This window comes from Saccharothrix sabaoui (assembly GCF_051756985.1).
Taxonomy (GTDB): Bacteria; Actinomycetota; Actinomycetes; order Mycobacteriales; family Pseudonocardiaceae; genus Actinosynnema.
Genome location: NZ_JBPKJK010000151.1, coordinates 1 through 21,120 on the forward strand (window position 1 = coordinate 1; position 21,120 = coordinate 21,120).

Here is a 21,120-nt window from a genome sequence, read left to right on the forward strand (position 1 = left end):
CCACCACCAAGTGCCGCCGTCTCCCCGCGGCGGTCGTCGCCGTCCCGACGCCGCGAGGAGGCCGCGAGATGACTTCGCCCTTCCCCGCCTCCCCCTCCCGCCGGCGTCGGCGGGTGCGCCGAGAGCCGCCGACGACCTCGCGCGCCGAACGGGCGCGGTTCACCGAGCTGGTCCACGAGATCACCTACGAGGACAGGACACAGTGAGCAGGGGACTGGTCGAGTACGACCGCCTGATCGACGTCGTCGAACTGGAGGCCGAACGCCTGGCCGCCTCGGTGGCCGGGCAGCGCCCGGAACGCCAGGTGCCCGCGTGCCCCGGTCTGAACCTGGGCGAGACGGCCCGGCACGTCGGCAGCACCTACCGGATGGTGTCGACCTGGTTGAGGGAGGGCAGGCAACCCCTGGTGTGGCAGCAGGACCCCGGCCGCGGGCAGCCGCTGGAGGAGTACGTGCGCACCGGCGTGCCCGCGCTGGTGCGGGCGCTGCGGGTGCGTGACCCGGACGACTTCTGCGAGACGTGGTGGCCCGCCGAGCGGACGGCCGCGTTCTGGGCGAGGCGGCTCGCGCACGAGTCCACCGTGCACCGGATGGACGTGCAGTCGGCGGCGGGGCTGCCGGTGGACCCGGTGGACGACGACGTCGCCGAGGACGGCATCGACGAGGTGCTGACCCTGTGGCTGGGGCACCGGCTGGACCTCCTCGGCGTGCGGGGCACGCGGCGGGGGTCGGTGGCGGTGCGCACGCCGTCGCGGACGTGGATCGCCGCGGCGGGGCCGGAACCCGCGACGGCGGGGATGCTGCTGCCCGACGAGGCGTCCTCGGCGGACGGCGAGGTCAGCGGCACGCCGATGCAGCTCTACCGCTGGCTGTGGGGCCGCATCCCGGACCGCGAGCTGCCGCCCCCCACCGGTGACCACGACGCCATCGCGCAGCTGTGGGCGTTGCTGCGGTTGGCCACGAAGTAGGGCGCGTCAGGCCAGGGCGCGCGGCAGCGCGTCGAACGTCCTGGTGACGTGCGCGGCGAAGTCCTCCCGGGACGGTCGTCCGTCCTGGGAGGACCACGCCTCCACGGCGACGTGGAAGGCGGCGACGAGGACCTCCAGCGCCAGGCGGGTCGTGAGGGCGTCCGGCAGGCGCGGGCGGTCGTGCAGGAGTTCCAGCGCCGCCCGGCTGGTGCGCTCGCAGAAGTACAGGCCGTGCGCCTCCATCGACGGGGTCCGCGCGGCCAGCCGCCGTTCGGCCAGCACGCGGTCGGCCCACGTGGCGGGCATGGCGGCGACGGCGGCGAGCAGGGCGTCGCGCAGCACCGCGATCAGCGGTTCGGCCGCCGGGTCGGCGGCGCGCAGCTCGTCGAGGAAGCGCGCCCACATGTCCTGGCTGGTCGCGGTGGCCACGTCCTCCTTGCTGCCGAAGTAGCGGAAGAACGTCCGCTTCGACACGTCCACCGCGTCGCACAGCTCGTCGAGCGTGGCGCCGGAGAAACCGCGCTCGGTGAACAGGTCGAGGGCGGTGGCGACGAGCGCGTCGCGCGTGTGCTGCTTCTTGCGCTCGCGCAGCGGCGGTCGCGGGGTGGTCACGGGGTCAGGGTAGTCGAGCACCGGGTGCCTCCCGTAGGCTTATGCCACTGAGTGGCACTTTTTGTGGAGGGTGTTCCATGCGCGCTTTGACCACCGACCCGACCGCGCCCGGCGGCCTGCGCCCCGCCGAGGTCCCCGACCCGGTCCCCGGCCCCGGCGAGGTGCTGGTGAGGGTGACCGCGACCTCGCTCAACAGCGGCGAGGTGACGGGGTTGGCGGGCGCCGAACCCGGCGTCGTGCCCGGCTGGGACGCCGCCGGCGTCGTCGAGCGGGCCGCCGCCGACGGCACCGGTCCCGCGGTCGGCACACCCGTCGTCACCCTCGGCCTCGCGGGGGCGTGGGCCGAGCTGCGGGCCGTGGACACCCGCCTGCTCGGCGCGGTGCCGGAGGGCGCGGACCCCGGCGCGGTGAGCACGGTGCCGGTGGCCGGGGCGAGCGCGTTGCGGGCGCTGCGCCGGCTGGGGCCGATCCTCGGGCGGCGGGTGCTGGTCACCGGGGCCACCGGGGGCGTGGGGCGCTACGCCGTGCAGCTGGCGCGGCGGGGCGGGGCGCACGTCGTCGCGTCCACCGGTGATCCCGGGCGGCACGGTGACGCCCTGCGCGCCCTGGGCGCGCACGAGGTCGTGCGCGGACCGGAGGACCTCGACGGGCACGTGCACGGCGTGGTCGACCTCGTCGGCGGCGCGCAGCTGGTGGCGGCCCACGCCCGGCTCGCCGAGCGCGGCGTCCTCGTGTCGGTCGGGCGGTCCTCCGGCGAGGGCAGCGACTTCCCGCCCGGCGCGTTCGAGGGGATGGGCGCGCACGACCGCGTGATCACCACGTTCTTCCTGGTGGACGGGACGAGCATGGTCGAGGAGCTGACCTGGCTGGCCGGCCTGGTGGCGACCGGCGAGCTGGACCCGGGGATCGCCTGGCGCGGCGGCTGGGACGACGCGGCGGACGCCGTGGCCGCGCTGGTGGGCAGGCGGCTGCACGGCAAGGCCGTGCTCGACCTGCCCACGCCGTGACCGGCCTGCCTACAGCGTGATCGACGTCACCTCGCGCAGGCCGTCCGTGAACGCGGTCTCCAGGCGGAAGCGGGACTCGCGGCCCTCGAACTCCAGGATGCCCACCGAGTTGCCGAAGTGCGGGCCGCTCAGCTTGTGCCACGCCACCGGGTCCGGCGAGATGCCCCGGCGGTCCGCCAACCACCGCAGGGCCCGCGCGATCGGCTTCGACCACGACAGGCGGAACGCGGGGCGGAAGATCCACGGCGGGTCGTTGTGCACCGGCGAGCACACCAGTTGGTAGACCTTGGCGTCGACCTTCGACGCGAACGACGCGCGGGCCGCGTAGCTGTGGTGCACGTCGCCGGACAGCACGCACACCGTGCCCGGCGCGTCCTCGGCCTTCGCGACCCGCTCCAGCAGCCGCGCCAACCGCTCGAACGACGCGCGGAAGGCGGGCCAGTGCTCCAGGTCCGACACCTGGCGCACCTTCTCGCCGATCCGGCCGCGCAGGCCCGGCAGGCCCGCCATCCGCTCGTTCAACGACTGGAGGTGGCTCAACCCGTGCGGCATCAGCCACGGCAGCGAGGAGCCGATCAGCAGGTGCTCGAAGTCGCCGGTGGCGTTCTCCTCGATCCACTCGAACTCGCCGTTGCCGACCATCAGCCGCTCCGGGCCGGACAGGATGCGCCCGCTGCGGGTGTCGATCACCAGCAGCCGGATCGGGCCGAAGTCGCGCTTGTAGCTCCACCGCGTCGACTTGTGGCCGTCCACCTCCTGGTCGGCCTCCTCGGCGAAGTCCTCCAGCAGCTGCTGCACGTCGCCGCCCGTCGTGCGCACCTTCTGGTACAGCGGGTCGCGCGTCAGCTCGTCCGGCGACAGGTTGCCCAGGTGCTGGTACACCCAGTACGACGCCAGCCCCGCGCGGATGCGCTCGGGCCACCACCTCTTGGTCGCCATCTGCTCCCGCCAGGTGCGGGAGGTGTTCCAGTCGTCGCGCACGTCGTGGTCGTCGAAGATCATCGACGTCGGCACCACCGACATCAGCCAGCGGATCTCCGGGTCGGCCCACGACTCGTGGTACAGCTCGGCGTACTCGCGGAACGACACCACCTCGCCCGCCGGCTCCGGCCGCCGCTCCGCCAGCCACTCCGTGATCCGCGGCGTCGGCTCGTCCGCGTACACCTGGTCGCCCAGCAGCACGAGCGCTTCGGGCCAGCGCTCGACCGGCTCGTCCTTCATCCGCAGCGCGTACGAGTCCAGCGCGTCCACGCCGAGCTTGTCCGCCTTGGTGGGGTTGGGGATCGCCTTCGCGGCGCGGCAGGAGCCGAACAGCATCCGCCGCACCGGACCCGTGCGGATCATCGGCGCGGGGAACGGCGACTCCGGCGGCGGCCACACGACGTCGCCGCCGATCCGCACGTCGTAGGGGGTGGTGGTGCCCGGTTCCAGGCCCTCCACCACCACCAGGGCGAAGTGCTGCTCGCCCACCTGGAACGTGGCCGCGCGGTGTCCCGCGATCTCGACCTCACACCCCGTGTCCGTCTCCACCCAGAGAGTGGCCGACGTGGAGTCGACGTGCCTGAGCACCGGACCGAGCACCAACTCCGCCATGGCGCAGACGTTACCTTCGCACCATGAGCACGAGGTGGACCTCTGTGGTGATCGACTCCGCCGACCCGGCCGCGCTCGGCCGCTTCTGGTCGGCGCTGCTGCGGACGGAGGTGGTCTTCGAGGAGGAGGGCGGCGAGGTCGACGTGGCGGTGGCCGCCGGGCTGGAGCTGGTGATCGTGCCGGTGACCGACCCGAAGGAGGGCAAGAACCGCGTGCACCTGGACCTCGCGTCGTCGTCGGCCGAGGACCAGGCGGCGATCGTGGAGCGCGCGCTCGGGCTGGGCGCGCGGCACGTCGACGTCGGGCAGCGCGACGTGCCGTGGGTGGTGCTGGCCGACCCCGAGGGCAACGAGTTCTGCGTGCTGGAACCCCGGGAGGTGTACGCCGCCAACGGTCCGGTGGCCGCGGTCGTGGTGGACGCGCTCGACCCGGTCGCGCAGGCCGCGTTCTGGGCGGGGGCGACCGGCCTGCCGGTGGAGCGGGAGGACCCGCGCTTCGCGTCGCTGCGCCGGGAGGCCGGGCCGTGGCTGGAGTTCGTCCGCGTGGCCGAGCCGAAGAGCGGCAAGAACCGCGTGCACCTCGACGTCGCGCCGTTCGCCGACGACGACCAGGCGGCCGAGGTGGCGCGGGTCGAGGCGGCGGGCGCGACGCGGGCGGACGTCGGGCAGGCCGACGTGCCGTGGGTCGTGCTGACCGACCGCGAGGGCAACGAGTTCTGCGTGCTGACGCCCCGCTGAGCGCTCGTCGTCGGTGGGGGCCGGCAGGGTGGGCGGGTGATCCGCCCGGTGCCCGCCCCGCTGCGCGACCCGGCGTTCCGCCGGTACTTCCTCGCCCGGACGTCGTCCCACCTCGGTGACGGCCTGATCACCCTCGCGCTCGCGTTCGGCGCGGTGCGGCTCGGGGCCTCGCTCACCGAGGTGGGGCTGGTCGTGCTCGCCGGCCGGCTGCCGGTCGTGGTGCTCACGCTCGTCGGCGGGGTGGTGGGCGACCTGGCGCCGCGCCGGCTCGTCATGCTCGCCGCCGACGTCGTCCGCTGCGCCTCGCAGGGGCTGACGGCCGTGCTGCTGCTCACCGGGACCGCGACCCTGTGGCACCTGGCCGCGTTGCAGGCGGTCGCGGGCGCGGCGAGCGCCTTCTTCGAGCCCGCCGCGGCGGCCCTGGTCGCCGACGTGGTGCCCGAGGAGCGGCGCGGCCAGGCCAACGCCCTGGTCACCACCGCCCAGAACGCCGCGACGATCCTCGCGCCGGTGCTGTCGGCGACGCTGGTGGAGACGGTCGGCGCGGGCGCGTCCTTCGCCGTGGACGCCGCCACGTTCGCGGTCAGCGCCGCCGCGCTCGTCGCGCTGAAGGTGCCCGACCGGCCGGTGCCGCCGCGGCCGGCGCTGCTCGACGCCGTGCGGCACGGGTGGCGCGACTTCCGCTCCCGCCCCTGGTTGCAGGCCACCACCGTGCAGCTCGCCGTCGTCAACGGCGCCTGCCTCTCGCCGTACCTGGTCCTCGGCCCGGTCATCGCCGAGGAGCGCCTGGGCGGGCCGCTGGCGTGGGCGTTCGTCGGCAACGGCTACGCGGTCGGCGCGCTGCTGGGCGCCGCGGTCGCCCTGCGGTGGCGACCCCGGTACCCGCTGCGGGTCGCCGTGACCGCGCCCCTCGCCCTGGTGCCGCTGCCGGTCCTGCTCGCCGTCGGCGCGCCGGTGCCGGTGCTCGTCGCAGCGGCCGTCCCGGCGGGGGTGCAGGCGGCCCTCTACGCCGTGTTCACCACCACCGCCCGGCAGGTGCACGTGCCCGTCGACCTCATCGCCCGCGCCACCGGCTTCTCCACCGTCGTCGGCCTGGCCGCCGTGCCGGTGGGCATGGCACTGGCCGGTCCCGCGGCCGAACGCGTCGGCCCGGGGACCGTGCTCGTGACCGGCGCGCTGGTCGTCCTGGTGAGCGTCCCATCGGTGTTGACGGTGCGCTCCGTCCGGCGGCTGCCCGCGGAGCCCGCGCGTCGGGGGTGACCCCGGGAAAACCGGTGCTGTGACTTCGGGGTCCCGTCGTCTAGGGTGCCGATATGCAATATATCAGTCGGGAGCTGTACCGGGACCAGGCGCTGAGCGCGATCCGCGAGGCGATCCTGGGCGGCGACCTGGCGCCCGGCGCGCCGATCAAGGACGTCGACCTCGCCGAGCGCCTCGGCCTGTCCCGCACCCCCGTGCGGGAGGCGCTGGCCCGGCTGACCGACGAGGGCCTGGTCGAGACCAAGCCGCACAGCTACACCCGCGTCACCCCGCTGGACACCGCCGCCGTGCGGGACGCGCACGTCGTGGTGCAGGCCATGCACGCGCTGGCCGCGCGCCTCGCCGTGCCCCGGCTCGTGCCCGCCGACCTCGACGCGATGCGCGCGGCCAACGCGGCGTTCGCGCAGGCGCTCGCCACCGGGGACGCGTCCGCCGCGCTGGCCGCCGACGACGCCTTCCACGCCGTCACCGTGCGGCGCGGCGACAACTTCGCGGTGGTCGCGACGATCGAGCGCTACACGCCGCTCGTGCGCCGGCTGGAGCGCCTGCGCTTCGCCGCGCCCACCGGCCGCCACTCGGTGGCCATGCACGACGAGATCACCGCCGCCTGCGCCGCCGGGGACGCCGACCTGGCGTCCCGGCTCGTCGAGCGCAACTGGGCGACCCTGCTCGACCTGCTGGAGGAGAACTGAGATGGCGCTGTCCGACTTCCCCCGCTACCCGCTGACGTTCGGCCCGTCGCCGGTGCACCCCCTGGAACGGCTCACCCGCCACCTCGGCGGCGCGTCGGTGTGGGCCAAGCGCGAGGACTGCAACTCCGGCCTCGCCCACGGCGGCAACAAGACCCGCAAGCTGGAGTACCTCGTCGCCGACGCGCTGGCCACCGGCTGCGACACCCTCGTCTCCATCGGCGGCGTGCAGTCCAACCACACCCGCCAGGTCGCGGCGGCGGCGGCGCGGGCCGGGCTGAAGTGCGTGCTGGTGCAGGAGAGCTGGGTCGACTGGCCCGACGCGGTGTACGACCGGGTGGGCAACATCCTGCTGTCCCGCCTCATGGGCGCGGAGGTGCGGCTCGTGGAGGCGGGCTTCGGCATCGGCGTGAAACCCGCGTGGGAGCAGGCCGTCGAGGACGTCCGCGCGGCGGGCGGCACGCCGTACCCGATCCCGGCGGGCGGGTCCGACCACCCGCTCGGCGGGTTGGGCTTCGCGGGCTGGGCCGCCGAGGTCGAGCGGCAGGAGGCCGAGCTGGGGGTGTACTTCGACACGGTCGTCGTCTGCTCGGTGACCGGCAGCACGCAGGCCGGGATGGTCGCCGGGTTCGCCGGGAGCGGCCGGCAGGTCATCGGCGTCGACGCCTCGGCCGAGCCCTGCGACACCCGCAACCAGGTGCTGCGCATCGCGCGGAACACCGCCGACCTGCTGGGCGTGGAGGTGGCCGAGTCGGAGGTGGTCCTCGACGACCGGTGGCACGAGGGCGTCTACGGCGTGCCGGGCGAGTCCACCGTGGACGCCATGAGGCTGGGCGCGCGGCTGGAGGGCATGATCACCGACCCGGTCTACGAGGGCAAGTCCCTGGCGGGGCTCGTCCAGCTCGTGGAGACCGGGGAGATCGACAAGGGGTCGACGGTGCTCTACGCCCACCTGGGTGGGCAGCCGGCCCTCAACGCCTACAGCTCCCTGTTCCGCTGATGATTCCGTCCCGCCAGGGGATCGGCTTTCGCCCGAAGCTTTCCGCATTTATCGTAAATAAATGCTCTTGGTTGCTCCGATAGCTTTTCGGGTACTCCCGCTCCGGTGATCGACAGCGATCTTCGGAGGCGTCGTGGCCAGGGGTGGAACTCAGGACGGGCAGTCGTCGCACCAGGACGAGGGCGAGGGTGTCAACGGTCGGGAAACGAAGAAGCCCTGGTACAAGAAGGTTCTGGTTCAGGTAACCGCCTTGCTGGCCGTCCTGGCGACGGCGTTCTTCACCGGAATCGGTGACCGTCTTGTCGATGTTGTGCACAAGGCGTTCGCCGACGAGTACCGGGTGGACGCGGAACTGGACCGCGATCAACTGATCGTCCTGAACAAGAGCATGGAGGGGATCGGCGGGGAGTACTTGTTCACCTCGCCGATCCGGGAAATCGGAAAACCCCCGGATGGGCTGGATTCCTGCGACGGGCGGCACAAGTGGGCACGCGGCAAGGGGGGCGTGGACGTCAACGCCACAGTCGGCCGGATCAGCGTCTACGCGGCCCCGGGGCGAAGTGTGGAGCTGAAGGCCGTGCAACCGAAGCCGACAGCCGAATCCCGGGACCCGGCTCCGGGAGCGATCGCCACCTGTCCGGGCCGGGGCGGTGGGCCGCGGGTGCTCGGGATCAACCTGGACACGAAGAAGACCGGCTGGGGCAGCGACTTCGACGAGGCGAGCGAGGAGACCTTCGTGTCGTTGCCGGTGCCCGCCGGGGAAACGCTGGTGTTCGACTTCGCGGCCTTCACGCAGTCGCGACACTGGTCGTACAGGATCGATCTCGTGCTGAGCGTCGATGGGGAGGAGGAGGTCGTCTCGGTCGACGACGGGGGCAAGCCCTTCCAGACGACCGCGCCGACCGGGGGCAGGTCGTACCAGTGGGTCGACGATGACTGGCTGGACGTCACACCGGGGCAGCAGGACCCCGGAGTGGCGGACCTCCCCGATGAGCGAAACCCCTGCCTGCTCGTGACGAGCCAGGACGTCGCCGCCGAGTTCGGGGCTCCTGTGCGAACGGCGAACCCGTTCGGTTCCACCGGGACGGACATCGCCGGCAACGAGCAGGCCGCTTACGTGTGCCCGTACACCGATGCCAACGGGTCCGGCCTCTCGGTCGGGTTCAGCGTCCACGAGTCACCGCAGAACGCACGACTGCAGTACGAGAACCTGAAGAGCTTCTACCTCCGGAGCGCCGGGGAGACGGCGCGGAAGGTCAACGAGTGCGGCGACGATGCGGTCTACCTGGAGAAGACGAGGCGCTTCCTGGTGGTGACGGAGAACCGCATGCTCGATCTCTCGATGCCGCCGACGACGGCCCTCGTGCCGGTCGACGCCGCAGCCACGCTCGAGCGCTTGGCGAGGAAAGGACTGACCCGACTCGAGTAGCCGCCACGGGGCGGAGCGAGCTGTGGTCCACCCGCTGCCCGACCGTCCCGGGTCACGCCCGCAGGCGCAGGCCCTTCGGCGTGGCCCGGAAGCCTGCCTCCTGGAGGACGGTCGCCAGCCGGGAGCCCAGCGCCACCTCCCCGTCCGCCCGCTGCACGGCCAGCCGGCCCAGCCAGCCGTCGCGCACCGCCCGGCCCAGCGCGCCCGCGGCGGCGTGCAGGGCGGTCTCGTCCTCGGTGAACGAGAGCAGCGACCGGCCGCCCCGCTCCACGTACAGCGCGGCCACGCCGTCGACCAGGACGACGAGCGCGCCGGACTTGCGGCCCGGCCGGTGCCTGCCCTCGCCCAGCGGCTCCGGCCAGGCCAGGGCCGCGCCGTACGGCTGGGCCGGGTCGGCGGCGGCGAGCACCGCGGCGTCCGGCGTGCCCGCGTGCTCCTGGCCGGGCGGGCGGGACAGGGCGCGCAGGCGGTCCACGGCGCCGCGCGCGGCGAACTGGGCCGCGCCCAGGCCCTCGACGACGTAGCCGCGCACCACCTGGCCGGACTCCTCCATCGCCCGGAGCACCCGGTACACGCCGCTGAAGCCGCCGGTGACGCGCTCGGTGTCCAGCGCGCCGCGGGTCAGGACGCCGTGGCGCTCCAGGAACGCCTCGGCGCGGGCGTGCGCCCGGCGGGTCGGGTCGGTGGCGGGCACGACGGCCAGGGACCAGCGGCCGGCGACCGTCGGCGGGCCCGTGCGGCTGGGCATGTCCGGGCGGCCCGTGCGCATCCGCGCGTACCGGCCGCGCGGCGCGGCGCGGCGGGGTTTGTGCGCGGTGCCGCCGCCGGCGACCAGGGCGCGCAGCGGGGCGAGGGTGTCGTTGGTGACGAGGCCCGCCCACACCAGGTCCCACAGGGCGCCCACGACCTCCGGGTCGGTCGTCGGGCCCTGGAGCGACACGCGGTCCACCACCTGGCGGAAGAACAGCGCGCCGCCGGCGAGGGCCTCGACCACCGCGGTGTGCAGCGGCGAGTCGGGTGCGGCCTCGGGCACCAGGTCCGGCAGCAGGAGGTCGGCGACGTCCGTCGGCGCGAGGGCGATCCAGCCGTCACCGCCCGCCAGGGAGCCGCAGCCCGTCCACGTGACCTCGCCGGCCGCGGTCAGCTCGTCCAGCAGCGCCGGGGTGTAGCCGGGCAGCCGGGCGGGCAGCAGGAGGGACTCGACGGCGCTCGCGGGCAGCGGCGCGCCGGCGAGCTGCTCGACGACCGAGTAGACGTCGTCCGCGGTGGGCGCGCCGCGCAGCCGGCGGCCCACGCCGTGCCAGGCCGGCAGGAAGCGGCCCAGCGCGGCGGGTTCCACCGGCTCGACCTCGGCGCGCAGGCGGGCCAGGGACGCCCGGCGCAGCCTGCGCAGCACCTCGGCGTCGCAGTACTCGGTGTGCGTGCCGCCCGGCCGCAGCTCGCCGCGCACCAGCCGGCCCGCCGCGGCCATCCGCTCCAGCACCCCCGTGACGACGGCGACGCCCAGCCCGAACCGCCCGGCCGCCTGAGCCGCCGGGAACGGGCCCCGGGTGCGGGCGTAGCGCGACAGCAGGTCGCCCAGCGGGTCGGCGACCGGTTCGGTGAACACCTCGGGCACGCCCACGGGCAGCGCCACGCCCAGTGCGTCGCGCACCCGCCCCGCGTCCTCGATCCCGATGACCCGGTCCTCGCCCGCGATGCGGACGCGGATCGCCCGGCGCTGCGCCACCAGGTCCGCCAGCCACTCCGGCCGCACGCCCCGCTCGGCGGCCTCGGCCTCCGTCAGGTCGCCCAGGAACCGCAGCAGGTCGGCCGCGTCCTCGGCGTCGCGGGCGTGCCGGTCCGGGACGAGGCGCTGGAGGGCCAGCTCGACCTCCTCGACGACCTCGGGGTCGAGCAGCTCGCGGATCGCCTCGGAGCCCAGCAGCTCGGCCAGCAGCGTCGAGTCCAGCGACAGCGCGGCGGCCCGGCGCTCGGCCAGCGGCGCGTCGGCCTCGTACAGGAACATGCCGACGTAGCCGAACAGCAGGCTGCGCGCGAACGGCGACGGCGACGGCGTCTCCACGTCGACCACGCGGACGCGGCGCGCCCGCACGTCGGTCATCAGCTCCTTCAGGCCCGGCACGTCGTAGACGTCCTGGAGGCACTCGCGCATCGCTTCGAGCACCACCGGGAAGCTCTCGTACTTCGCCGCCACGGACAGCAGTTGCGCGGCCTTCTGCCGCTGCTGCCACAGCGGGGTGCGCCGCTTCGGGTCGCGGCGGGGCAGCAGCAGGGACCGGGCCGCGCACTCCCGGAACCGGGCCGCGAACAGCGCCGAACCGCCCACCTCGGCGACGACGACCTGGTCGATCTCCTCCGGGTCGAGCAGCACGTCCTCCGCGCCCGCGACGACCGGCGCCCCGTCGAGGTCCACCGCGTCCGGCAGCCGCACGACGATGCCGTCGTCGGAGTGCGCCGCCTGCGCCTCGATGCCGCGCCGCTCGCGCAGCCGCGCCGCGATGGCCAGCGCCCACGGCGCGTTGACCTGCGCCCCGAACGGCGAGTGCACGACCAGCCGCCAGTCGCCCAGCTCGTCGCGGAACCGCTCGACGAGGACGGTGCGGTCGTTGGGCACGTGCCCGGTCGCCTCGCGCTGCTCGCCCAGGTAGGCGAGCAGGTTCGACGTGGCCCACGCGTCCAGGCCCGCGGCGGCGGCGCGCTCCTCGGCCCCGGCCCGGTCCAGCGCGGACACCTCGCGCAGGAACCTGCCCAGCGCCCGGCCCAGCTCCAGCGGGCGGCCCGGCGCGTCGCCCTTCCAGAACGGCATCCGCGCGGGCTGGCCGGGCGCGGGCACCACGATCACCCGGTCGTGGGTGATGTCCTCGACGCGCCACGACGACGTGCCGAGCAGGAACGTGTCGCCGACCCGCGACTCGTACACCATCTCCTCGTCCAGCTCACCCACCCGCGAGCCGGGGCCGCGCTCGGACGGCGGCGTCATCACCGCGAACATGCCCCGGTCGGGGATGGTGCCGCCGGAGGTCACCGCCAGCCGCTGCGACCCGGGCCGGCCGCGCAGCTCGCCGCCGACCCGGTCCCACGTGACGCGCGGGCGCAGCTCGCCGAACTCCTCGCTCGGGTAGCGGCCGGACAGCATGTCGAGCACGGCGTGCAGCGCCGACTCGGGCAGGGCGGAGAACGGGGCCGCCCGCCGCACCAGCCCGGCCAGCGCCTCGACCGTCCACGTCTCCATCGCCACCATGGCCACGACGTGCTGCGCGAGCACGTCGAGCGGGTTGCGCGGGTACCGCACCGCCTCGATCGCGCCGTCCCGCATCCGCTCCGCGACCACCGCGCACGACACCAGGTCGCCCCGGAACTTGGGGAACACCACCCCGCGCGACACCGCGCCCACCTGGTGACCCGCGCGGCCGACGCGCTGCAACCCGGAGGCCACCGTGGGCGGCGCCTCCACCTGCACCACCAGGTCGACCGCGCCCATGTCGATGCCCAGCTCCAGCGACGAGGTGGCCACCACGCACGGCAGCCGCCCCGACTTCAGGTCCTCCTCGACCGCGACGCGCTGCTCGCGCGACATCGAGCCGTGGTGGGCGCGGGCGACGGCGGCGGTGCGCTGCGTCGTCACGCCGGACTGGCCGACCGCCTCGGCGGGGAACCGGCCGGGCCCGGCGTCCGGCCCGGTGCCGGGGTCGGCCCCGGCGTCGAGGTCGGGTGCGGCGGACAGCTCCGCCTCCTCCTCGGCCAGCTCGTTGAGCCGGGCCGTGAGCCGCTCCGCCAGCCGCCGCGAGTTGGCGAACACGATCGTCGACCGGTGCTGCCGCACCAGCTCCAGCACCCGCCGCTCCACCGACGGCCAGATCGACGCCCGCTGCTCCGCGCCCGCCGCCGACCCGGACACCTCGCCGGTGCGCTCGCCGAGCACCGACATGTCCTCCACCGGGACCTCGACGCGCACCTCGATCGTCTTCGCCGACCGCGGCTGCACGACCCGCACGGACCGCCCGCCCGCGAGGAAGGCGCCCACCTCCTCGACCGGGCGCACCGTCGCCGACAGCCCGATCCGCTGCGCGGGCCGCTCCAGCAGCGCGTCGAGCCGCTCCAGCGACAGCGCCAGGTGCGCGCCGCGCTTCGTGCCCGCCACCGCGTGCACCTCGTCGACGATCACCGTCTCCACCCCGCGCAGCGACTCCCGCGCCGCCGAGGTGAGCACCAGGAACAGCGACTCGGGGGTGGTGACCAGCACGTCCGGCGGTCTCCTGGCGAACGCCCGCCGCTCGTCCGCCGGGGTGTCGCCGGTGCGCATGCCCACCGTGGTGCCGGGCTCGGGCAGCGACAGCCGGTGCGCCGCCTGCCGGATGCCCGCCAGCGGCGCCCTCAGGTTGCGCTCCACGTCGACCGCCAGCGCCTTGAGCGGCGACACGTACAGCACCCGGCACCGGCGCCTCGGGTCCTCCGGGACGGGCGTCGAGGCGAGCCTGTCCAGGGCCCACAGGAACGCCGCCAGCGTCTTGCCCGAACCGGTGGGGGCGATGACCAGCGCGTGCTCCCCCTCGGCCGCCGCCTCCCACGCGCCCACCTGCGCCGCCGTGGGCGCGGCGAAGGCCCCGGCGAACCACTGCCGGGTCGCGGGGGAGAAGCGGTCGAGGACGTCCATGCCGACCATCCTGAACCAGGGGACCGACATTTTCCGGTTGTGGCACGATCACCCCGTTCGAACCGAAGGGGTGAACCTCTGTGCGCGTCCTGTCCGTCGACCTGGGCACTTCCAACACCGTCGCGGTGCTCGCCGCGCACGGCAGGCCGCCCCGGGTCGTGGAGGTGGACGGGTCGGCCACCATGCCGTCCGCCGTCTACTGCGAGGAGGACGGCACGCTGGTCGTCGGCCGCGACGCCGAGCGCCGCGCCCGCCTCGACCCGGCCCGCTTCGAGCCGAACCCCAAGCGCCGCGTGGACGACGGCGCGCTGCTGCTGGGCGACAACGTCGTGCCGGTCGCCGACGCGCTGGCCGCCGTGCTGCGCCGCGTGCTCGACGAGACCACCCGCCAGCTCGGCGGCGAACCCGTCGACGAGGTGCGCCTCACGCACCCCGCGCAGTGGGGGCCGACGCGGCGCAACGTGCTGCTGTCCGCGGCCCGGCTGGCCGGCGTCACCGGGGAGGTCGTGCTGGTCCCCGAGCCGGTGGCCGCCGCCTCGCACTACGCGTCGCTGGCCGTGGGGCAGGCGCTGGCCGTGTACGACCTGGGCGCGGGCACGTTCGACGTGGCCATCGTCGGCGCCACCCAGAAGGGCTTCACCGTGCTCGCCGAGGACGGCCTGACCGACCTCGGCGGCCTCGACGTGGACCAGGCGCTGCTGGAGCACGTCGGCCGCCAGGTGTCGCACCGCGACCCGGCGGCCTGGCAGCGGCTGCTGCGCCCGGAGTCCACCGCGGACCGCCGCGCGCGCCGCGCGCTCCAGGAGGACGTGCGGGCGGCCAAGGAGTCGCTGTCGCGGCACGCGCACACCGAGGTGCCGATGCCGGAGCCGTTCGAGGACGTGCTGGTCAACCGGTCCGACCTGGAGGCGCTGGTCCGGCCGAGCATGCTGCGCAGCGCCGAGCTGCTGGCGTCCACGATCCGGTCCACCGGCCTCGCGCCCAACCAGCTCGCGGGCATCTACCTCGTGGGCGGCTCCAGCCGCATCCCGCTGGTCGCCACCATGATCACCGAGCAGGTGCGGGTGGTGCCGACGAGCCTGGACCAGCCGGAGACCGCCGTCGCGCTCGGCGCGCACCACGTGCCCAAGGACGGCGTCACGCCCCGCTCGCAGGAGCCCGCCAGGCCCCAGGAACCGGACACCGTCGTCACCGGTCCGGTGAACCCCGGCGCGAGCGGCCCCTACCAGGTGCACACCGGCCCGAGCCCCGTGCACACCGGGCCAAACCCGCTCCACACCGGCCCGAACCCGCTCCACACCGGCCCGAACCCGCTCCACACCGGGCCGAACCCGCTCCACACCGGCCCGAACCCGCTCCACACCGGGCCGAACCCCCTGCACAGCGGGCCGAACCCGGTGGTCAGCGGCCCGTACCAGGTGAACCCGGCGGTCAGCGGGCCCTACCCGGTCACCCCGGCGTCGGGCGCCCCGCAGCAGTTCAACTTCCCCAGCACCACCCCGCGCGCGGCGAAGAAGAAGCCGAACCGGAACGTGCTGGTCGCGGTGGGCGCGGCCGTCGCGGTGGCGCTCGCCGGGGTCGGCGGCTGGCTCGCGTTCGGCGGCGAGGGCGTGCCCTCCGCCCAGGACTGCAAGACCGACACCGAGCAGGACGACAAGGGCTTCACCAAGTGCCTGCGGCGGCTCGCGGGCGCGGTCCCGGACACCGGCACGTGCAAGGCGGGCGGTACGCCGGGCGTGGGCGGCGTCAACGGCATCAAGGGCACCGTGGTGAGCTGCGCCGTGAAGGACGACTACTCGGTGCAGTACGTGTTGACCGAGACGACCACGGGCGCGGAGCAGGGCGCGGTGGCCGTCGTCCGGTCGCTCAAGAGCGACGTGGTCGAGGCCAGGTGGGCGGGCAACGGGTTCGCGGGCAAGTACCAGGCGGCGGCCGACGGCGGCCTGGGGCTGCTGGTGTTCACCGTCGAGGGCCGCCCGCTGCTGGGCATCATGACCAAGAGCGGCGGCGGCGAGCTGACCGCGGACGAGGTCGCGGACTTCTTCGAGGGCTCCGTCCAGCCCGGCACCTGACCGGTCACCTGATCGGGTAGCGCGGCCAACCCGGACGGCTGCCGGCCGAACCGGTCGCCCCCTGGCACGATCCGTGGTCGTGACCGTCGTGGGGGTCGTGCAGCGCAGGGTGCTGGGTGTGCTGGCCGCGACGCAGGTGCTCGGCTCGGCGGGCGTCACCATCGGGCTCGCGGTGAGCACGCTCATCGCGGCGGGCCTGGCCGGTTCCGACGTGGTCGGCGGCCTGGCGCAGACCGGCGCGGTGCTCGGCGCGGCCCTGTTCGCCCTGCCCGCCGCCCGGTTGGCCGGTCGGCGCGGGCGGCGCCCGGCGCTGGTCCTCGGCTACGGCTCGGGCGCGGTCGGCGCGGCGGTGGCCGCGTGCGCCGTCGCCCTCGGCTCCTGGCCGCTGCTGCTGGCCGCGCTCGTGCTGTTCGGCGCGGCGTCCGGCGCGAACCTCGCCGCCCGGTACGCGGGCACCGACCTCGCCCACCCGCACCGCCGGGCCCGCTCGCTCGCGCTGGTGGTGTGGGCGGCCACGCTCGGCGCGGTCGCCGGCCCCAACCTCGCCGACCCGGCGGGGCGCGCGGCCACCCGGCTCGGGCTGCCCGTCGGCGCGGGCCCCTACCTGCTGTCCGCCGCCCTGTTCGGCACCGCCGCGCTGGTCGTGCTGCGGTTCCTGCGCCCCGACCCGCTGGTCGTCGCGCGGTCCGCCGCACCGCCCCCGGCCGCGCACTGCGCGGGCGGCCTGGGCGACACGCGCGGCGCCGCGGCGCTGTGGCGGTCGCTGCCGGCCACCGCGAAGCTCGCCCTCGCCGGCGTCGCGCTGTGCCACACGGCGATGGTCGGCCTGATGTCGATGACCCCGGTGCACATGGACCACGCGGGCTCGTCGCTGCGCGTGGTGGGCGTCGTGATCAGCCTGCACGTGGCCGCGATGTACGCGGCGAGTCCCCTGTTCGGGTGGATGGCCGACCGGATCGGGCGCGTGCCCGTGCTGGCGATCGGCGCGGCCCTGGTGGTCGGCGCCTCCGGCGTCGCGGGCATGGCCCCCGCGCACGACGCGCCGCAGCTCGGCGTCGGGCTGGCGCTGCTGGGCCTCGGCTGGTCGGCGGGCGTGGTCGCCGGGTCCGCGCTGCTCACCGAGTCGGTCCCGGTGGCCGACCGGACGGCCGCCCAGGGCCTGTCGGACCTGTGCATGAACGCGGGCGGCGCGGTCGGCGGCGTGGCGGCGGGCCTCGTCGTGACGGCGTGGTCCTACGCCGCGCTGGGCCTGGTCGTCGGGTTCGTCGCGCTGCCGCTGCTCGGGGCGTGCCTGTACTCGTCGTTGCAGCGGGTCCGCTGAGCCGCCCCGGTCGGCCGGGGTCAGCGCTTGCGGTTGTGCCAGAGGGCGCGCACGCCGACGACGATCGCCGCGACGAGGGCGGCGATCACGGCGATGGTGCCGATCGGCGAGGACAGGCCGGTGGTGTCCACCTGGAGCAGCAGCACCCCCCGAGGTTAGCGCGCCCGGACGGGGGCCCGCGGCCCGCGCCGCCGGCGCGCTAGCCTGGTCGCGATGCGCAACACGGTCTTCCGCAAGCTGATGGCGAACGAGTTCGGCCAGGTCCGGGCGGAGATGGTGGCCCGGGACCACGTGATGTCGGCGCTGGGCGGGCGCACCGCGGACGAGGCGCTGGAGGCCGGCTACCCGGCCAAGGAGGTCTGGCTCGCCGTCTGCGACGCGTTCGACGTGCCCGAACAGCGCCGGTGACGCGGCGTGTCGGTCCGGTGGTCGAACACCTGTTCGGCTATGCTGCGCGTCACGACCGGGTGATGCATCCCCGCTGGTGACCTGGTCCCTCCCGAAATTGTCGGACCCCGCCCGTACCGTCGGCCCCGACATGGCACAGAGAACCAAGACAAACCGAGGTGGACCCCAGATGGCACCCCAGGCACCCGACCGGGACAAGGCTCTCGAACTGGCCCTGGCCCAGATCGACAAGCAGTTCGGCAAGGGCTCGGTCATGCGGCTCGGCGAGGAGGGCCGCGCGCCGATCGAGGTGATCCCGACCGGCGCCATCGCGCTGGACGTGGCCCTGGGCATCGGCGGCCTGCCCCGCGGCCGCGTCGTCGAGATCTACGGCCCGGAGTCCTCCGGTAAGACGACCGTCGCGCTGCACGCCGTGGCCAACGCCCAGCGCAACGGCGGCATCGCCGCGTTCATCGACGCGGAGCACGCGCTCGACCCCGACTACGCGAAGAAGCTCGGCGTCGACACCGACGCGCTGCTGGTGTCCCAGCCCGACACCGGTGAGCAGGCGCTGGAGATCGCGGACATGCTGGTCCGCTCCGGCGCGCTCGACATCCTGGTCATCGACTCGGTGGCGGCCCTGGTGCCCCGTGCCGAGATCGAGGGCGAGATGGGCGACAACCACGTCGGCCTCCAGGCCCGCCTGATGAGCCAGGCGCTGCGGAAGATCACCGGCGCGCTCAGCTCGTCGAACACCACCGCGATCTTCATCAACCAGCTGCGCGAGAAGATCGGCGTGATGTTCGGCTCGCCCGAGACCACGACCGGTGGCAAGGCGCTGAAGTTCTACGCGTCCGTGCGCCTCGACGTGCGGCGGATCGAGACCCTGAAGGACGGCGGCGAGCCGGTCGGCAACCGCACCCGGGTCAAGGTCGTGAAGAACAAGGTGGCCCCGCCGTTCAAGCAGGCCGAGTTCGACATCCTCTACGGCCACGGCATCAGCCGCGAGGGCTCGCTCATCGACATGGGCGTCGACCAGGGCATCCTGCGCAAGTCGGGCGCCTGGTACACCTACGAGGGCGACCAGCTGGGCCAGGGCAAGGAGAACGCGCGGAAGTTCCTGCGCGAGAACCCGGACGTGGCGAACGAGATCGAGAAGCGGATCAAGGACAAGCTCGGCATCGGGGCCACCCTCGACGCCGACGAGACCGCGCCCGCGCCGGTCGAGTTCTAAGCGGGCGTGGCGGGACGAGGTGGCCGTGGTCACGGGGCGCCCCGCGACCCTTCGGCCGACCACGGTTCCGAGGTCGACGGGGAGCAGCGCCCGGTCGACCCGGTGAAGGAGCAGCGCAAGGCGACGGACATCTGCTACGCGCTGCTCACCGCCCGCGCGCGCACGCGCGTGGAGCTGCGTGACGCCCTGCTGCGCAAGGGCATCCGCGAGGAGACGGCCGACCTGGTGCTCGGCAAGTTCGACCGCGCCGGCCTGATCGACGACGCGGCGTTCGCCGAGGTGTGGGTGCGCTCGCGGCACACCCACCAGGGCCTGGGCAGGCGGGCGCTGGCCCTCGAACTGCGCCGCAAGGGCGTGGCCGACGAGGTGGCCGCCGACGCCGTCGCGGCGGTCGACGACGAGGCCGAGGAGCAGCGGGCGCGCGACCTGGTGCGCAAGAAGCTGCGCGCGATGTCCGGCCTGGACGACACGACCAGGATCAGGCGGCTGGTCGCGGCACTGGCCCGCAAGGGCTACGCCGAGGGCCTCGCCTACCGCGTGGTGAAGGACGAACTGCGCCGCGCGGGCGAGGACGCCGAGGCCCTGGACCACCACCTGCCCCAGGACTGACCCGCACCGGCCACCCGGCACCGACCACGCGCCGGTGCCGGCCGCACACCGTGCCGGCAGTGGGTGCCGTGCCGGTGGTGGGGTGCCGTGCCGGCCACGCACTCCGACCGGCGGCCAGTCGGGCCGAGTGGGCCGGGGTCAGGTTCGGGGGCAGACCCCCGGGATCGGGTCGGATCAGGTCCGGGCCCGGGTGAGGCGCCAGAACTGGCGCTTCCTCTCCTCCCGGACGACCACGCCCAGCTTGCCGAGTTCCTCGCGCAGCTGGGCGGCGTCCTCCTTGTCACCCTTGCGCAGCGCCTCCGCGCGCACCTTCAGCAGCGCGTCGCCGCCCGGCGGCATGTCCGGTGTGCCCGCCACCCAGCGCCGGTAGTCGCCGGCGTACGGGTCGCCGTCCAGCCACTGGTAGCCGTGCGTCTGGAAGGCGTCGGCCAGCGCGGCGGCCTCCAGGTCGTGGCTCTCGCGGGCCAGCTCGCCGGTGTCCACGCCCAGCAGCACCAGCTTCTTGCCGTCCAGGAAGACCCCGGACACCAGCGTGCGGTCGACGTTCCACGTCTTGCCGCCGCGCTTGAGCTCCACGCCCTCGTTGAACACCTCGACGGTCAGCCGCTCGTGCGCGGCGATGGCCGCCACCACCAGCCCCAGCAGCAGGCCGACGCCGAGCGACCCGACCGTGCCCCACGGCTCCGGGACCTGCGCGACGAGCTGGAACAGCCCCTTCGCGGGTGCCACCGGCAGCTCGACCACCCACGCCGCGATGGACTTCAGGCCGAACAGCACACCGGCCCCGAGCAGCGGGAACCCGACCGACACCAGGGCGACCTGCCAGCCGGGTTCGGTGACCGCGGTGATCCGTCGCACGTCCATGACCCACTCCCTCCCCGAAGTGAGCACCCAACCTATCGCCGTAGGCTCCGCGCGTGGGCATCAGGGCCGAGCACGTGGTGTGGGACTGGAACGGCACGCTGCTCGCCGACAACGACGCGGTCCTGGCGGCGGTCAACCGGGTGTGCGCGGACTTCGGGCACGACGCCGTCATCACCCTCGACCAGTGGCGCGAGGTCTTCGGCCGGCCGGTCAAGGACTGCTACGAACGCCTCCTGGGCCGCCCGCTGTCCGCGCCGGACTGGGCGCGCGTGGACCTGCTCTACCACGACGAGTACCGCTCGCTGCTCGACCGCTGCGCGCTCGCGCCCGGCGTGCCCGACCACCTCGTGCGGTTGCGCCAGACCCAGTCCCTGCTGTCGATGTGGTTCCACGACGAGCTGGTGCCGCTGGTCACCGGCTTCGGCCTGCACGACCTGTTCACCCGGGTCGACGGCCTGCGCGTCCTCGACTCGGGCGGCAACTCGAAGGCCGAGCACCTGGCCGCGCACCTCGACGCCCAGCGCCTGCACGCCCGTGACGTCCTGGTGGTCGGCGACGTCCTGGACGACGCCGAAGCGGCCCGCGCGGTCGGCGCCCACGTGGTCCTGGTGGCCACCGGCACCAGCTCCCGCCGGGTCCTCGAAGCCGCGGGCGTCCCGGTCGCCGACTCGATCCCCGAAGC

General features: G+C 74.6%; 19 protein-coding genes. 14 read left to right on the top strand and 5 right to left on the bottom strand.

What is annotated here, in order from left to right:
* On the top strand, nt 1-206 hold a 206-nt coding region (locus ACR807_RS32990; RefSeq protein WP_438925390.1), incomplete at its 5' end, for a hypothetical protein.
* Entirely contained in the window at nt 203-967 is a 765-nt protein-coding gene (locus tag ACR807_RS32995; RefSeq protein WP_438925391.1) for a maleylpyruvate isomerase family mycothiol-dependent enzyme, read from the top strand. The genes ACR807_RS32990 and ACR807_RS32995, both read left to right, overlap by 4 nt.
* A gap of 6 nt (nt 968-973) precedes the next feature.
* Here the strand turns inward: ACR807_RS32995 and ACR807_RS33000 are convergent, their stop codons facing one another.
* Nucleotides 974-1,579 carry a TetR family transcriptional regulator gene (locus ACR807_RS33000; protein WP_438925392.1) on the bottom strand — a complete coding sequence of 202 codons (606 nt, stop codon included), beginning with the start codon at nt 1,577-1,579 and terminating at the stop codon, nt 974-976.
* Between the two features lie 77 nt (nt 1,580-1,656).
* Between ACR807_RS33000 and ACR807_RS33005 the strand changes: the two genes are divergently transcribed.
* The gene (locus ACR807_RS33005; protein ID WP_438925393.1) at nt 1,657-2,586 is read left to right on the top strand and encodes a zinc-binding dehydrogenase; all 930 of its coding nucleotides are present in this window, start codon (nt 1,657-1,659) and stop codon (nt 2,584-2,586) included.
* Nucleotides 2,587-2,595: 9 nt separating this feature from the next.
* On the opposite strand, the gene ACR807_RS33010 is transcribed toward ACR807_RS33005, so the two are convergent.
* Nucleotides 2,596-4,179 (bottom strand): alkaline phosphatase D family protein, encoded by a 1,584-nt coding sequence (locus ACR807_RS33010; RefSeq protein WP_438925394.1) that lies wholly within the window; start codon nt 4,177-4,179, stop codon nt 2,596-2,598.
* A gap of 23 nt (nt 4,180-4,202) precedes the next feature.
* Here ACR807_RS33010 and ACR807_RS33015 point away from each other — a divergent pair, with 23 nt between their 5' ends.
* The 5 genes from ACR807_RS33015 (at nt 4,203) to ACR807_RS33035 (ending at nt 9,294) form a co-directional block, all read left to right on the top strand.
* Nucleotides 4,203-4,916 carry a VOC family protein gene (locus tag ACR807_RS33015; RefSeq protein ID WP_438925395.1) on the top strand — a complete coding sequence of 238 codons (714 nt, stop codon included), beginning with the start codon at nt 4,203-4,205 and terminating at the stop codon, nt 4,914-4,916.
* 36 nt (nt 4,917-4,952) lie between these two features.
* Nucleotides 4,953-6,176 (top strand): MFS transporter, encoded by a 1,224-nt coding sequence (locus tag ACR807_RS33020; RefSeq protein ID WP_438925396.1) that lies wholly within the window; start codon nt 4,953-4,955, stop codon nt 6,174-6,176.
* Between the two features lie 53 nt (nt 6,177-6,229).
* The gene (locus ACR807_RS33025) at nt 6,230-6,868 is read left to right on the top strand and encodes a GntR family transcriptional regulator (protein ID WP_438925397.1); all 639 of its coding nucleotides are present in this window, start codon (nt 6,230-6,232) and stop codon (nt 6,866-6,868) included.
* 1 nt (nt 6,869) lies between these two features.
* On the top strand, nt 6,870-7,865 hold the full coding sequence (locus tag ACR807_RS33030) for a 1-aminocyclopropane-1-carboxylate deaminase (RefSeq protein ID WP_438925398.1): 996 nt from the start codon (nt 6,870-6,872) through the stop codon (nt 7,863-7,865).
* Between the two features lie 133 nt (nt 7,866-7,998).
* On the top strand, nt 7,999-9,294 hold the full coding sequence (locus ACR807_RS33035) for a hypothetical protein (protein ID WP_438925399.1): 1,296 nt from the start codon (nt 7,999-8,001) through the stop codon (nt 9,292-9,294).
* Nucleotides 9,295-9,346: 52 nt separating this feature from the next.
* On the opposite strand, the gene ACR807_RS33040 is transcribed toward ACR807_RS33035, so the two are convergent.
* Nucleotides 9,347-13,951 carry an ATP-dependent helicase gene (locus tag ACR807_RS33040; protein WP_438925400.1) on the bottom strand — a complete coding sequence of 1,535 codons (4,605 nt, stop codon included), beginning with the start codon at nt 13,949-13,951 and terminating at the stop codon, nt 9,347-9,349.
* Nucleotides 13,952-14,031: 80 nt separating this feature from the next.
* Between ACR807_RS33040 and ACR807_RS33045 the strand changes: the two genes are divergently transcribed.
* A complete protein-coding gene (locus ACR807_RS33045; RefSeq protein ID WP_438925401.1) occupies nt 14,032-16,023 on the top strand; it encodes an Hsp70 family protein in 1,992 nt (663 codons plus the stop codon).
* Between the two features lie 79 nt (nt 16,024-16,102).
* Complete coding sequence (locus ACR807_RS33050) at nt 16,103-17,344, top strand: MFS transporter (RefSeq protein ID WP_438925402.1); 1,242 nt, start codon at nt 16,103-16,105, stop codon at nt 17,342-17,344.
* 20 nt (nt 17,345-17,364) lie between these two features.
* Here ACR807_RS33050 and ACR807_RS33055 read toward each other — a convergent pair whose 3' ends face one another.
* On the bottom strand, nt 17,365-17,490 hold the full coding sequence (locus ACR807_RS33055) for a hypothetical protein (RefSeq protein WP_438925403.1): 126 nt from the start codon (nt 17,488-17,490) through the stop codon (nt 17,365-17,367).
* 67 nt (nt 17,491-17,557) lie between these two features.
* On the opposite strand from ACR807_RS33055, the gene ACR807_RS33060 reads away from it, so the two are divergent.
* The 3 genes from ACR807_RS33060 to ACR807_RS33070 all read left to right on the top strand — a co-directional run bounded on the left by ACR807_RS33060 (nt 17,558) and on the right by ACR807_RS33070 (nt 19,574).
* Entirely contained in the window at nt 17,558-17,752 is a 195-nt protein-coding gene (locus ACR807_RS33060) for a DUF3046 domain-containing protein (RefSeq protein WP_438925404.1), read from the top strand.
* 169 nt (nt 17,753-17,921) lie between these two features.
* Entirely contained in the window at nt 17,922-18,965 is a 1,044-nt protein-coding gene (gene recA / locus ACR807_RS33065; protein WP_438925405.1) for a recombinase RecA, read from the top strand.
* Nucleotides 18,966-19,067: 102 nt separating this feature from the next.
* Nucleotides 19,068-19,574, top strand: coding sequence for a regulatory protein RecX (locus ACR807_RS33070; protein ID WP_438925406.1), 507 nt, complete (start codon nt 19,068-19,070; stop codon nt 19,572-19,574).
* A gap of 174 nt (nt 19,575-19,748) precedes the next feature.
* On the opposite strand, the gene ACR807_RS33075 is transcribed toward ACR807_RS33070, so the two are convergent.
* Nucleotides 19,749-20,438, bottom strand: coding sequence for a YqeB family protein (locus tag ACR807_RS33075; protein WP_438925407.1), 690 nt, complete (start codon nt 20,436-20,438; stop codon nt 19,749-19,751).
* A 53-nt stretch (nt 20,439-20,491) separates the two neighbouring features.
* Between ACR807_RS33075 and ACR807_RS33080 the strand changes: the two genes are divergently transcribed.
* Nucleotides 20,492-21,120, top strand: a 629-nt coding sequence (locus ACR807_RS33080) for an HAD family hydrolase (protein WP_438925408.1), incomplete at its 3' end; no start/stop codon positions are given.

Bases quoted from the DNA above. Each gene is read 5' to 3' on its own strand.
- ACR807_RS33005 (WP_438925393.1), top strand. From the start codon at position 1,657: ATGCGCGCTTTGACCACCGACCCGACCGCGCCCGGCGGCCTGCGCCCC.
- ACR807_RS33010 (WP_438925394.1), bottom strand. From the start codon at position 4,179: ATGGCGGAGTTGGTGCTCGGTCCGGTGCTCAGGCACGTCGACTCCACG.
- ACR807_RS33015 (WP_438925395.1), top strand. From the start codon at position 4,203: ATGAGCACGAGGTGGACCTCTGTGGTGATCGACTCCGCCGACCCGGCC.
- ACR807_RS33025 (WP_438925397.1), top strand. From the start codon at position 6,230: ATGCAATATATCAGTCGGGAGCTGTACCGGGACCAGGCGCTGAGCGCG.
- ACR807_RS33030 (WP_438925398.1), top strand. From the start codon at position 6,870: ATGGCGCTGTCCGACTTCCCCCGCTACCCGCTGACGTTCGGCCCGTCG.
- ACR807_RS33040 (WP_438925400.1), bottom strand. From the start codon at position 13,951: ATGGACGTCCTCGACCGCTTCTCCCCCGCGACCCGGCAGTGGTTCGCC.
- ACR807_RS33060 (WP_438925404.1), top strand. From the start codon at position 17,558: ATGCGCAACACGGTCTTCCGCAAGCTGATGGCGAACGAGTTCGGCCAG.
- recA (WP_438925405.1), top strand. From the start codon at position 17,922: ATGGCACCCCAGGCACCCGACCGGGACAAGGCTCTCGAACTGGCCCTG.
- ACR807_RS33075 (WP_438925407.1), bottom strand. From the start codon at position 20,438: ATGGACGTGCGACGGATCACCGCGGTCACCGAACCCGGCTGGCAGGTC.